General features: G+C 47.4%; 14 protein-coding genes and 1 riboswitch. Of the genes, 8 read left to right on the top strand and 6 right to left on the bottom strand.

Annotated elements, in window-relative coordinates; all coding sequences use genetic code 11:
- Nucleotides 1–18 precede the first annotated feature (18 nt).
- The 5 genes from NST33_RS00555 (at nucleotide 19) to NST33_RS00535 (ending at nucleotide 5086) form a co-directional block, all read left to right on the top strand.
- Nucleotides 19–2010 carry a M1 family metallopeptidase gene (locus tag NST33_RS00555; RefSeq protein WP_339306403.1) on the top strand — a complete coding sequence of 664 codons (1992 nt, stop codon included), beginning with the start codon at nucleotides 19–21 and terminating at the stop codon, nucleotides 2008–2010.
- 10 nt (nucleotides 2011–2020) lie between these two features.
- On the top strand, nucleotides 2021–2872 hold the full coding sequence (locus NST33_RS00550) for a hypothetical protein (protein WP_339306401.1): 852 nt from the start codon (nucleotides 2021–2023) through the stop codon (nucleotides 2870–2872).
- Nucleotides 2873–3117: 245 nt separating this feature from the next.
- Nucleotides 3118–3255: riboswitch (cyclic di-AMP (ydaO/yuaA leader) on the top strand.
- Between the two features lie 39 nt (nucleotides 3256–3294).
- Nucleotides 3295–3729 carry a C40 family peptidase gene (locus NST33_RS00545; protein WP_223199955.1) on the top strand — a complete coding sequence of 145 codons (435 nt, stop codon included), beginning with the start codon at nucleotides 3295–3297 and terminating at the stop codon, nucleotides 3727–3729.
- Nucleotides 3730–4084: 355 nt separating this feature from the next.
- Nucleotides 4085–4579, top strand: a complete 495-nt coding sequence (locus tag NST33_RS00540) for a GNAT family protein (protein ID WP_339306399.1) — start codon at nucleotides 4085–4087, stop codon at nucleotides 4577–4579.
- Nucleotides 4580–4729: 150 nt separating this feature from the next.
- The gene (locus tag NST33_RS00535; RefSeq protein ID WP_036607288.1) at nucleotides 4730–5086 is read left to right on the top strand and encodes a cytochrome c; all 357 of its coding nucleotides are present in this window, start codon (nucleotides 4730–4732) and stop codon (nucleotides 5084–5086) included.
- A gap of 77 nt (nucleotides 5087–5163) precedes the next feature.
- On the opposite strand, the gene rbsK is transcribed toward NST33_RS00535, so the two are convergent.
- From rbsK to NST33_RS00515, 4 genes are all read right to left on the bottom strand, one after another.
- Entirely contained in the window at nucleotides 5164–6147 is a 984-nt protein-coding gene (gene rbsK / locus NST33_RS00530; protein ID WP_339306397.1) for a ribokinase, read from the bottom strand.
- A gap of 44 nt (nucleotides 6148–6191) precedes the next feature.
- Nucleotides 6192–6488 carry a 4a-hydroxytetrahydrobiopterin dehydratase gene (locus NST33_RS00525; RefSeq protein ID WP_062838136.1) on the bottom strand — a complete coding sequence of 99 codons (297 nt, stop codon included), beginning with the start codon at nucleotides 6486–6488 and terminating at the stop codon, nucleotides 6192–6194.
- Nucleotides 6489–6518: 30 nt separating this feature from the next.
- The gene (locus tag NST33_RS00520) at nucleotides 6519–6674 is read right to left on the bottom strand and encodes a hypothetical protein (protein ID WP_339306395.1); all 156 of its coding nucleotides are present in this window, start codon (nucleotides 6672–6674) and stop codon (nucleotides 6519–6521) included.
- Nucleotides 6675–6738: 64 nt separating this feature from the next.
- The gene (locus NST33_RS00515; protein ID WP_076216998.1) at nucleotides 6739–7032 is read right to left on the bottom strand and encodes a hypothetical protein; all 294 of its coding nucleotides are present in this window, start codon (nucleotides 7030–7032) and stop codon (nucleotides 6739–6741) included.
- A 233-nt stretch (nucleotides 7033–7265) separates the two neighbouring features.
- Between NST33_RS00515 and motA the strand changes: the two genes are divergently transcribed.
- Both motA and motB read left to right on the top strand, forming a co-directional pair.
- On the top strand, nucleotides 7266–8066 hold the full coding sequence (gene motA, locus NST33_RS00510; protein ID WP_211085594.1) for a flagellar motor stator protein MotA: 801 nt from the start codon (nucleotides 7266–7268) through the stop codon (nucleotides 8064–8066).
- Nucleotides 8053–8871 (top strand): flagellar motor protein MotB, encoded by an 819-nt coding sequence (gene motB, locus NST33_RS00505; protein ID WP_237178619.1) that lies wholly within the window; start codon nucleotides 8053–8055, stop codon nucleotides 8869–8871. Before motA ends, motB begins: the two co-directional genes overlap by 14 nt.
- A gap of 214 nt (nucleotides 8872–9085) precedes the next feature.
- Here motB and NST33_RS00500 read toward each other — a convergent pair whose 3' ends face one another.
- Nucleotides 9086–9787: a pseudouridine synthase gene (locus tag NST33_RS00500; protein WP_339306393.1), complete on the bottom strand. Its 702-nt coding sequence runs from the start codon at nucleotides 9785–9787 to the stop codon at nucleotides 9086–9088.
- 18 nt (nucleotides 9788–9805) lie between these two features.
- Nucleotides 9806–12145 carry a PAS domain S-box protein gene (locus tag NST33_RS00495; protein ID WP_339306391.1) on the bottom strand — a complete coding sequence of 780 codons (2340 nt, stop codon included), beginning with the start codon at nucleotides 12143–12145 and terminating at the stop codon, nucleotides 9806–9808.
- Between the two features lie 333 nt (nucleotides 12146–12478).
- On the opposite strand from NST33_RS00495, the gene tadA reads away from it, so the two are divergent.
- Nucleotides 12479–12979, top strand: a complete 501-nt coding sequence (gene tadA / locus NST33_RS00490) for a tRNA adenosine(34) deaminase TadA (protein WP_339306389.1) — start codon at nucleotides 12479–12481, stop codon at nucleotides 12977–12979.
- Nucleotides 12980–13027 lie beyond the last annotated feature (48 nt).

Below are 13027 nucleotides of genomic sequence, written 5' to 3'. Positions count from 1 at the left end.
AACGGGAGGTATTTAACGATGATTCCACGACGCGCCAAGAGCTGGCTCACTGCATCCCTGGCCCTGTGTGTACTTGCCGGAGGGATATGGATCACTCTGGGTTATAATCGCTCAACTCATTCCGAATTGCCAGTACTCGCCCCCGAATCGGGCAAGCCCAAGGCAATAGCTCCAACTCCAGCACCTCCAGAAAGTGTACAGACCCCTACAGCCGAAGTGTACAGCAACCGTGTTGTGGAATACCACATGGATGTGAAGCTGGCCGAAGGAAACGTATTGGAAGGGACTCAGACGATCACCTGGACTCATCCAGGTAAAAAAACCGTCAACGAGCTTTATTTTCATATGTATCCCAACGCCTTCTCTTCTGCTGACACCACCTTTATGAAGGAATCCGGCGGAAAGCTTCGGGGTGATGTCATGCCTACCAATGGTTACGGCTCCATGAACATTACCGAAATGAAAACGGAGGACGGGCTCTCTCTGCTGCACCGGATGCAGTATGTGCAACCAGATGACGGAAATATCAAGGACACCACCCTCATTAAAGTACGCCTGCCCAAACCCGTCAAAGGCGGGGAAAGTATCACACTCCACACCCGATTCGAAGTGAATCTGCCAAAGATTTTTGCCCGGATGGGAACTGCTGATCATTTTGTCATGGCAGGTCAATGGTTTCCCAAATTAAGTGCCTATGAACCTGTAGGCAGGCGTGGACGAACAACGGAAGGCTGGAATCTGCACCAATACCATGGCAATTCAGAGTTTTACGCCGACTTCGGTATATATAGTGTGCGTATTCGGGTGCCTGAAACATACAAAGTGGCTGCTACCGGATTTCCAACGCAGCAAGCCGTGATGAAGAACGGAGAAAAAGTCTATCAATTCTACGCCGATGATGTGCATGACTTCGCATGGGCAGCCTCACCCGATTTTGTGTACGCAGAGGAGCCATTCTCCGCACCCAATGTGCCTGGTGTACGAATCAAGTTATATCTGGACCCAGCTCATCAGGATCTGAAAGAACGTTATTTCCATGCTGCGAAGGCCGCTCTAGCCAATTATAGCAAATGGTTTGGCCCGTATCCTTACGCTACCTTATCCATCGTAGTTCCACCCAAAGCGGGGAACGGTGCTGGAGGTATGGAATACCCTACGCTAGTTACGGCCTTTGGAGCCGATGACACTACGCCAGGTTATGACCTGGAACGTACCGTAATCCACGAGATCGGACACCAGTACTTCTACGGCATGGTTGCCAGCAACGAATTCGAGGAGGCCTGGCTGGATGAGGGATTCACCTCTTATGCAGAAGACAAACTGATGGAGCAGGAATACGGATTGATTCCGAATCTGCCGGTACAATCGGGACTGATTACGTCTCCTTCATCCTTAACACAAGAATCTTGGAAGTTCGATTCACAGAATGAGTACGCCGCCAATGTCTATACACGTGGCAAGCTTGTATTGCTTGGTATCGAACATCAAGTCGGTGCCAAAAAGATGGAACGCATTCTCTCTACCTATGTGAAGAAATACCGCTTCAAACATCCCACTTCGGCTGATTTCCAGAACGTTGTGGAACAAGTGACCCGCACTTCCTGGTCTGATTATTTTGATCAATACGTCTATGGTAACGGGATGGCTGACTTTGCTGTAGAGAAGATTCGTGTTACGCCCGTACAGAAAGACAGTCAAACATTGTACGAGTCATCCGTGACGATAGCAAAAAAAGGGAGTGATTACAACGCCGTTCCTGTTCGCATTGCTTTTGAAGACGGGCATATCCTCACCAAGCAATGGAATGGAAAAGAAGATCGCATCACGTATAAATTAACTCACACATCCCCCGTATCCTGGGCCATGACCGATCCCCTGTACTCGATCGTGCTGGAGAACCGCCATATGAACAATTTCCTGAAATCCGGACTGGATGAGCAGGCAAAGTCCCGCTGGAGCATGAGTGTAACCAAACTAATAGAAGCCATATTCGGAGGTCTGTCATGGTGAGGTGGAAACGGTGAAAGCGAAAATACGTGAAGGCTGGTTTCTCGTCCGTCAGCATATGTTCATTGCCGCAATTTTATTTCTCTATCAACTCATTTGGGGATATTTCTTCTATCGAATGGTACAATCGGCGGTCATCCCACTACTCCTGCGTTATCCGGATGCTGATGCCGGGGAGTTGAGTACACTTTTGTTCAAAATGGAAAGTCAACTTAACCTGTCTACCCATCCGGAGGTTCATCGTTATCTATGGATTCTCGGGGGCATGCTGCTGGTTCGCATGTTGATCAGCCCCCTCATTCAGGCAGGACTGCTCTACTCACTTCAGCACTTTAATTCTACAGAAGAGCGCATCCCCTTTGTCCGCGGAATCAAAAATCTGTGGAAACCGATGCTGCTGCTCCACACCATACGTACATTATTGATACTTCTGCCCGCCTACTGGCTCATACCGAAGCTCTACTCCATTCTCATGGACGGATTTCATTCCCTTCAATTACTGTTGCCTGGTATACCTTATGTTGCTGCCTGGATTGTATATGGTTGGATCATCCACCATGCCATACTCTACATGCAGTTCGGTGTGTCGGCACCAGAAGGAGAAGGCGGGGCTCACGGTACCCTCAAAGCACTCTGGATTGCAATGCGTCATCTCATCGCTGTAATCGGCATTGCACTCCTGCTGGGCGGAGTACACCTGCTCGTCTTTGGGGCCTTCACTTCAGCCTCATGGTTATTAACGGGACTTACCGGACTTATACTACAACAGACGTATCCACTTGCCAGATGTCTATTGAGTCTGTGGAAAATATGCAGCCATTTCCGATTATGGCAGTCCAAAATATCCAAAGGTGAGAGCAGATAGTTTAAAAATTGTTACCATCACATGTTAAACTCATGGCCTAATATGCCCTTATAAATAGGCAAACCTCAACCTTTCCCCGTCAAAGGTCGAGGTTTTTTTTGCTAAATTTGTTGCTAAACGTTGCCAAAGCCGTACTCCTCTGTTACAATAATCGCAGTGAGTTTTTAGTAACAACTTTGTAATCTTTACATTCATATTTGTAACTACTTAAAATTAAATCGTCATTTCTTGATTTCGCAGGTGCATAACTAGCATAGCCAAATTCCTGGCACCTGGGAAGCGGGGGAACCAGTTATGGGTGAATTGATCTTGCTACAGAGGGATCATAGGGGACCTTCAACCGAATCCTTAAGCTAACCTCGCAGGCGTTGGAAGGGGAATATCTCTTGTTCAAGAAGAAATTAACCGCAGCTGTACTTAGCATCACATTCGCATTATCACTTGGTGCAGGTAGCGCATTCGCAGATTCAAAGATGGACACAGTAATTGATTCAGCAATGGGAACTACATACAAAAGTGGGGGAACAACGCTTAACGGCTTTGACTGCTCCGGATTTACACGGTATGTATTCGACAAGTTGGGTATTGATTTGGCACGCCAATCCAGTTCCCAATTCGACATGGGTGATTCCGTATCCCGTATGGAAATGAGAGCTGGTGACCTGGTGTTCTTTAATACAACAGGTAAAGGCGTATCTCATGTAGGAATCTTTGTAGGGGATGGAAAGTTTGCACACTCCTCTTCTTCCAAAGGCGTTACGATCAGTGCATTGAGTGAAAACTATTGGGCCAATCGTTATGTTGGCGCGAAACGGATTATGAGCACGGACGCATATGAATCACTGGCCCTTGACTAGGGACAAGCTGAGCAACATGATGCTGTAACCATTAACCATACTGGAACGAAGCAAGAAGCATAACAGAACCGCCCGGTACATTCTCCGCAGGAATGTATCCGGCGGTTTTTTTGTGCTTCAATCCTTATTTATGTTGCAAGTTATACTCTGGGCATATCCTGCGACATCAACAGGTTCATTTTGCGTTCGTTCGTCCGTGCCCTTATGATGTTTTTACCCATCCCGTTATAATATAAACGAAATTACCGGAACTTTTGTTTCATTTTTTTTCTTGGGAAGGAAGACTTGCTAAATGAACATCACTTTTGTAGAGTGGACAAAGAGTTCTGTTTCAAGGAAAGGAGCATGCAGGTGTATGAAGGAAACCCCTGTGACGTTTCACGTTGTACCCATGCGTGAAGAACATGCGGAGCTTATCTGCAGTTGGCAGTATGATCCGCCTTACAATATCTACAGCTGGCTCCCCTGGGAGCAGATGAAGGCTCTGGAAGTGGAATTCGGAGATGCACAGCTGCGGCAGGAGCAATATGCGATCGTCCTGGATCAGAACGATCGTATATGTGGGTTCGCTCAATACTTCCCACTTCAAGGGGTAACCCGGATTGGCCTTGGAATGCATCCAGAGCTGTGTGGTCAGGGTCAAGGGACAGTTTTTGTCACTGCCATTGTACAGGAAGCCATTCGCCGAAATCCCACGAATGAGATTGATCTGGAAGTACTCACTTGGAATGCTCGTGCCATTCAAGTCTATCTGAAGAGTGGATTTGTCACCCAGGATACATACGAACGACAGACCCCAAGCGGCTTGAAGCCCTTTCACTGTATGGTTTATGAAGGGCCTCGTGGTTAGAATCCATTGCAAAACAACCAAATTTGCCCCTTGTTATGTGATTAGTTCAAAAAATTCCCACAAAATGCTATGATGTCAGTACAGGTTCCGTTATAATGATATGGATAGTTTCAGGTTAGATGATCTTTCATTCTGGAGGGGACATAAGGGATGCACAAATGGATCATGAGCGGAGTATTTTTTGCAGCATGCGCTTTAGCTATTGTTTTAATGTTTACGCTTCCAGGGAAAGAAGAAGTGGCTGAAGAAGCCAAACCAACCATGCCGGAAGTAACATTGGATGCCGGACAGGCTGAGGCACTGGTCAAAGCCAATTGTATCTCCTGTCACGGGGATCAGCTTCAAGGTGGCGTAGGACCTGCTCTGGCAAACATCGGCAGTCAGGATGATCTGGAGAAGATCTATTCTACGATTGTCAAAGGTAAAGGTGGTATGCCTTCCTTCAAGGGCAAACTGCAGGATGAAGAGATTGCAAATATCGCCATGTGGCTGTCAGAGAAGAAATAATCTCTGCACGCACTACATAATGAAGAGGCCCTTAATCCCCTTTTGGGAGAATAAGAGCCTCTTTGTTATACCAATTATTAGGCATCAGCCGCCTGCTCAGCCAGAAAGGCCTCAACTTCACTTGCGGACGGCATCCCGGACTGGGCGCCGAGCTTCGTCACGGATAACGCGGCCGCACCCATGGCGAAGCCTACGGCCGCGTCCAAAGTCTCACCGCGCGCGAGGGCTACCGCCAGCGCGCCGTTGAAGCAATCGCCAGCGCCGGTCGTATCGACGGCGCTTACGGCGTAGCCGGGCGCACGGCACGCGCCGGCACGCCCTGCTTGAACGCGGCCACCAGGCGCCGCCGCGTATACAGCCCCCTCGGGGCCGAGCGTCGTGACGACAGCGGCCCCGAGGGATGCGGCGAGCTCTGCGACCGCCGCATCCAGGTCTTCCGGCCGGAGATGATCCCGGCCGGTAAGCACGGCAAGCTCGCTGCGGTTCGGCGTGACAACGTCGACGCACCGCAGGAGCTCCTGGGGCAGACCCGGCACCGCGGGAGCCGGGTTGAGCACCACCAGTGCGCTGCCTTCAGCCGCCAGTTGGGCGGCGCGGGTAACCGCTGGCAGCGGGATCTCCAGCTGCAGCAGCACCGCTGCGGCTGCAGTCAGGCTTTTTACCGTATCCGCCTCTTCCAGCATCTCAGGCACCACTTGCCCATTCGCGCCAGGAATAACAATAATCCGGTTGTCTCCCCTAGAGAGCCAAATGGACGCCGTCCCTGTAACCGTGTCTTCCAATACGCGAACCTGCGAGGCATCTGCACCACTTTCCGTCAGACTGTGCAGCAGACGTTCGCCAAAACCGTCCGATCCCACCGCACCAATCATCGTAGTCTGTCCACCCAGACGCGCAGCAGCAACAGCTTGGTTGGCCCCTTTGCCACCAGCGAGATAATGCAGTTCCTCACCGCTCACCGTCTCTCCCTCTTCCGGAATCATGTCTGTCTTCACCACGAGATCCATATTGAGACTGCCTACGACAGCAATGAGAGGTTGTTTCTGATTATAGTCTGACATGTATGGTTCACTCACTTCTGGCCGCGCGATAATAACTGACCTCGTTATTCCGACCTCATTTTGTCATAAGCTTCGTTATATTGTCCTGCTTCCTTGATATCTACAGATGTGATACCACCCGCATCCCATGACGTCAGACGCAGCGTAACCGTTGTATAGTCAATCGTAATAAAAGGATGATGATTGAATGCTTCCGAGATCGCAGCGACCTCATCCACAAATGCAATCCCTTTCATGTAGTTGGAGAACACGAATTTACGTACAATCCACCGTCCCTCTTCCAGTTCCCAGCCTTCCAGCCTCCCTAGATGAGCTTCGACTTCCTCTTGCGAAAAAACCATGCGTTATCTTCCTCCCCATAGGATGGTACATTACAGACGTATGTCCGTATAACCACCGACACCTTCGGTGCGATCAACAGCAACCTCAAAGGCCAGGCTCACCGCCATGCGGTTGGCCCATTTCACGACTAACATCTTACCACGGACAAGCTTCAAAATCCAATCACCTACATGGCATAGAACCAATAACCATAAGGCTTTGAGGGAAATTTCAGTTCCATTTATACCCTTGAAAATGCATATAAACATACTAAATTAAAGGTACAAACGTCAACTCTTCTTCCCCGATCAAAATATGAATGCGGTGCTGCTCCTTATCATGGATGACCACGCCACTTCCAACTGGAATAACAGACTCCTCGCCCAGCGCATAGAACAAATCCTCCGCCAACGCCTCATCCACTTCAAGTTGGTCAGATGCAGCCAGTCTCTCCCACTCTTCCGAGTCCATTTCAAAGAAAACATACCGATCCGGTATGCGCCCGATTGCCGTTGTCAGATCTGTCAAAATTCCTTCATAATCCCGTCCATGCTTTACGCCCATTGGCTTTTCACTCCTATTCGGCCCCTAAGGAGCGGATTTGATCTTATTATACCTGAAAATAGCCCTTAAAAAAAAAGGCCTTCTGGTCGATAAATACATATATGACCGTTTTAACTGTTTTAGCAACCGTAAGGAATGCCTAACATTGAACGGATTGCGGCCAAAAATTCGTCCGGAAGCCCGAACACAGCCGCTTGAAAGGATTCAATTTTATCTCATGGATGAGGTGTATGATGAACATTTCAACGATTATTGGACTAATTTTGGGGCTGGTCTCCCTTGTATTTGGTATGTTCTTGAAGGGTGCGCCCTTAATCAACCTGGTTAACAATCCCGCAGCCTACATTATTATCTTTGTTGGTACGGCAGGAACCATCTTTATCGCATTTCCGATGTCTGAAGTTAAGAAAATCCCTAAGCTTTTCGGGATTGTTTTCAAAAATCAAGTACTTATTGATCGCGTATCCCTGATCGGCACATTTATGGATTGGGCTTCCACTACCCGTCGTGAAGGTTTGCTTGCACTGGAATCAAAAGTAGAAGAGATTGACGATCAGTTCCTTCGTGGCGGTATGCGTATGATTATAGACGGCAACGATCAGGAATTTGTAAGTGATGTGCTCATGGAAGATATTCATGCTACAGAGGAGCGCCACCGTGGCAGTGCCTTGATCTTCGCTCAGGCGGGGATGTACGCACCAACGCTCGGGGTTCTCGGGGCCGTTGTAGGTCTCATCGCAGCACTTGCCGATCTCAGTGACATGGAGAAACTCTCCCATGCGATTGCGGCAGCATTTATCGCAACACTCCTTGGTATATTTAGTGGTTACGTGTTATGGCACCCGATGTCTAACAAGCTGAAACGGATGTCCAAGCAAGAAATGGAGATCAAGCTGATGATGGTTGAAGGACTGTTATCCATACAATCCGGTGTCTCCACCATCGCCATCAACCAAAAGTTATCCGTATTCCTGACACCTTCCGAACGTAAACAACTGGAAGAGAAGGAGGGATCATCAGGTGAAAAAGGCTAAGAAGCACGAACCACATGAAGAGCATATAGACGAGAGCTGGTTGCTTCCCTATTCCGACTTGATGACCTTGTTGCTCGCTCTGTTTATTGTATTGTTCGGCATGAGTTCAATCGATGCAGCCAAGTTTGAGCAGATGGCTTCCGCACTAAACAGTGCATTAAATGGAGGTTCCGGAATTCTGGACCATTCGTCCATGAATCCGGATACGCCAGGTGCTGATTTAGGTAAGAACAAACAGGAACCTACAGAAATCACCAAGAAAACACCAGCTCAGATTACAGATGCACAGATGGCTAAGAAAGAACAAGAAGACCTGGAGAAACTCAAAGAGCGACTCGACAAATATATCTCGAAGAACGGGCTCTCGGACCAGCTGAACACCAAGCTGAATCAGTCTGAATTGAAGATCACCATCAGTGATAACGCCCTGTTCTCCTCAGGCCGAGCAGATGTGAAGCCTGAATCACGATCTCTGGCCAAAGCGATCTCAAGCATGCTGCAGGAGTTCCCTGAATATGAAGTGGTTGTATCCGGTCATACCGATAATATTCCCATTTCGAACAACCAATATAAGGATAACTGGGATCTAAGTGCAGATCGTGCGCTCAACTTCCTGAAAATCCTGTTGCTGAACACGCAATTGGACCCTTCCAAATTCACACCAAGTGGTTATGGAGAGTATCACCCGATTGCCAGCAATGACACCAATACCGGACGGGCACAGAATCGACGTGTAGAGGTATCTATCATTCGGAAGTATCAAAGTAACAATACAAATGTAAAAGCTGTTGGCGAAGGAAACTAGAGGCCTGCAGCGATTCATTAACCAAAGACCGTTCTCCAAGTACAAGGAGAACGGCCTTTTTGGTTTATATAATGCTTATGCTTTGGTTTATCTCTACATTTTTTCACACTATTTGTGAAGATTCACCTGTCGTCATTGACCCTATACCAAAAAGCCCTGCGCTCCTTTTCGGGAAGCAGGGCTTCTATCAGTTAATTAGTCAAAGTCGAATCAACTATTCCAGTGAATAGTCCAACAGACCGCCCAGCTCCGCTTTTTCAGCAGCGGTAAGCTCTCTCCATGCACCTGTCGCCATTTCTCCAAGATGAATGTTCATGATCCGAACACGCTTCAACTTACGAACCTCGTAGCCAAAGGCACTACACATCCGCCGAATCTGACGGTTCTTTCCTTCAGTCAGGATGATACGGAATACTCGATCCGTCATCCGGGTCACTGTACAAGGCAGGGTCATTTCACCCAGGATCTTCACCCCAGTGCTCATACCTCTAAGGAAACTCGGGGTTACAGATCGATCAACAGTAACGATATACTCTTTCTCATGGCGTCCTTCTGATCTAAGAATCCGGTTAACGATATCACCATCATTGGTCATCAGGATCAAACCTTCTGAGTCCTTATCCAGGCGCCCAATTGGAAAGATACGTTCATCGTGTCCGACAAAATCAACAATATTGCCCTGAATATGCTGCTCGGTTGTGCTTGTGATCCCGATCGGTTTATTCAGCGCGATATATACGTGTTTTCTCTTTTCCTTGATTGGCTTGCCGTTGATTCGTACATCGTCGCCTTCTTCTGCCTGACTGCCCAGTTCAGCCTTAACTCCATTAATGGTTACCTGACCACTATCCACCAACTTATCTGCTTCGCGCCGGGAGCAGTAACCTGTTTCACTAATAAATTTATTAATACGCAAAAGGTAATCTCACCTCATCTATTTCTCTTCATCTGTAAATGGTTCATCCGTTATCTGATCTACCTCAATAACTTCCGGTTGTTGATCGGATGCAGGCAGTTCAATGATAACCGTTGTTCCCTTGTTCATGACGCTTTTAATATCCATCATGCCCTTATGTGATTGAATAATGCGCTGACTGACCATCAGGCCAAGCCCTGTCCCAGACTCTTTGTTCGTAAAGAAAGGCTCCCCAAGCTTGGGCATCATCTCTTCCGGGATACCAATGCCTTCATCCCTAATCTCAATTCTGACGCGTTTCAACTGCTCGTCATGCTTGAGCTTGATATGGATGCTTCCTCCATTTGGCATGGCCTCCATACCATTTTTCAGCAAATTGATGAATACCTGCTTCAACTGGTTCTCTTCACAGTGTACCATAGCCGAATCGGATGAGGCACGCAGTACAAATTCTACACCATGCAGATGCGCCTGACTATCCAGTAACGAGATGACATCGCCAAGAATAAAACGAATATCCCGATTCTGAAAATGAACCGCCTGCGGTTTCGCCAGAATCAGAAATTCACCAACAATAAGATTGATTCGATCCAGCTCCGATAACATCAGATCCAGATGACGATGATTCAGCTTGTTGCTCTCTTGCTGTAACTGTAGGAATCCGCGCAGCGTGGTCAGTGGATTACGAATCTCATGTGCCACACCTGCTGCAAGCTGGCCCACGGTTGTTAGCTTCTCAGAACGTCTGAGCAGCTCTTCCATCCGATTACGACTTGTAATGTCCCTGGAGACACTAATGAGCGCGGTAATCTCTCCAGCCTCGTCTCGTACCGGAGCCGTACTGACACTGACCTCTACTCGGGTCCCGTCTTTCTTCATCCAGGTGGTTTCGTTGGACGTAATGGACATCCCTTCAACGAGTTGGGCATGCTGACGTTTCATTTCTTCTTCTGCTTCTGGCGGGATGATCTTCAGATTACGACCTTCCACCTCACGACTTCGAAAGCCATATAATTGTTCAAATGCCCGGTTAACCCGAAGCACTTTTCCTTCAAGATCCGTAATGTGAATGGCATCCGCTGTCTGATTGATAATGGACTCCAGATGTTCTTTCACCGCCCGATTCTCTTCATACATCTGTTTCAGACGGCTCGTATAATGGCCTAGATTACGAATCATGGCATTAATACGATTGGCCAGTTGACCAAGTTCATCCTTCCTCCGTACTTTCAGACGGAAATCAAAGTGCCCTTCCGCTACATCATTCACTTTGCCCAGTATGGATTGGATCGGACGCGTAATATACCCTGCGAGCAGATAGCTGCCAAATATCACGATCTCCAGCAAAACCAACGATATGGAGGCATGGCTCACCAACTGCTCAGATACCATGGAGGATATTTGCTTATAGTCCATGACAATACTGATCACATAGGAAGACTGATTGGGGGTGAAAATGGGAATAAAACTCTTCAATACCTTCTGTTCGTGCGTTTCACTGACAAAAGATACATTTTGCCCTGTTCGAATGGCGCGCACCACAGCACGATGATCCTCATCCGTAGAACCATACTGGTATGTACCAAAGCGAATGGGTCTGTTATTCAACTTGCTAAAGTTCGAATCTCTTCCGTCATCACCCATATTCGGGCTGCCAAAAGTCAACGGATTGATGCCTGTAATCTCCAGAATGGAGGGATTGACCTCACGAATTTTATTTAAAATCTCATCCGGACTAGAGATTTTCACATAGTCATCAACTTCCGTATTATTATAGAAAGGATTGATTATGTAGTTTCTCTTTCCATCATGGTAGTAACCCCAGATATCAATATCCGAAGGACTGGAGGTTGAATATTCGAATCCATCTGACCAGAAATGCTCCAGCTTCTGCCCTTGGGGAATCGTCACCTGTTGTTTTTCAAACAACTGCTTAAAGGCCTGATACCAATAGGTCATGGATTTGGTGGATAGCCCGATTTCTCTCGGATCTGAAGAGCGGCTAACAACGATGTCATCATCCGTCTGCTCCATTAACGATATATGTGAGACGCCGACCTTTTGGCTCAAGCGTACAAGTTCTTCATTTGTGATATTATTAATATTCGGGTCCAATTCTTCCGCTGCCATGACAGCAGCAAGCCACAGATTGTTTCCAATCTGCCGTTTTACATAATCCGAACTGTATTGATTCTGTTCGACAGCAATTGCAATCTGCTTTGCAGTGAGCACCATCTTGTTTTCACTGTCCTGCCTCAGATTCTCTTCTGTAGTATAATAACTCAGTGCGATATTCAACACTAAAATAACGAGCACTGAGCACGACATAATCATGGATAATTTCGTTTTAATAGACAAGTTTTTTTGTTCACCTCTCGGCTTGTACCCTCTGGCGATATATGGCAAAACCTATCTCCATCATAACGCTTGTATGTCTTTTTGAAAAGGATAATTGACCTGTGCCCAAAAGTTACCGAATGACTGAAAAGCTCGAAATTCGTTGTTTTTTGCATTTTTGAACTCTACAATGAAATTAATCACTATATTTATCCACATACCCACAGGCTTGTGGATAGTTTGTTTATAACTATGTGAGCAACTACACGGTTATCCACAATTCTATACACAACATGTTAACAACCCGAATACTTGTTCGCTGAATAAACGATTTTGGAAGGAGTTATATAAGTAATGACTGACTATTCTCTCCAGCCCGATCTTGGGAATTTATCTGAGGAGGCTCAACATGAGCACTGGATGCGTGAGGCCATTGCCGAGGCCTACAAAGCTGAGGCTCTTGGGGAAGTGCCGATTGGAGCTGTAATCGTACAAAATAACCAAATTATCGGTCGGGGATACAATCTGCGTGAAACTACCCTGGATTCCACCGCCCATGCAGAGATGGTGGCTATTCGTCAGGCCAGCGAGACCATCGGAGCTTGGCGTTTGTTGGATTGTTCTCTGTACGTCACACTGGAACCTTGTCCGATGTGTGCAGGTGCAATTGTACAATCCAGGGTCCCCCGCGTAATCTATGGTACGGCTGATCCCAAGGCAGGCTGTGCAGGTACACTGATGAACCTGCTACAGGAGTCTCGTTTTAACCATCGCACCGAGGTGATCCCGGATATCCTTCAGCCTGAATGCTCCACGATGCTAACTCAATTTTTCAGACGTCTGCGTAAAAAGTAACACTAATCATTGAATATCAACATTCCAATCGGAAAGGAAGTGTGCTGT

This window comes from Paenibacillus sp. FSL L8-0435 (genome assembly GCF_037965655.1).
GTDB lineage: Bacteria > Bacillota > Bacilli > Paenibacillales > Paenibacillaceae > Paenibacillus.
The sequence above is the reverse complement of the archived record's forward strand: the minus strand, read 5'-3'. Positions and strand labels throughout refer to the sequence as shown.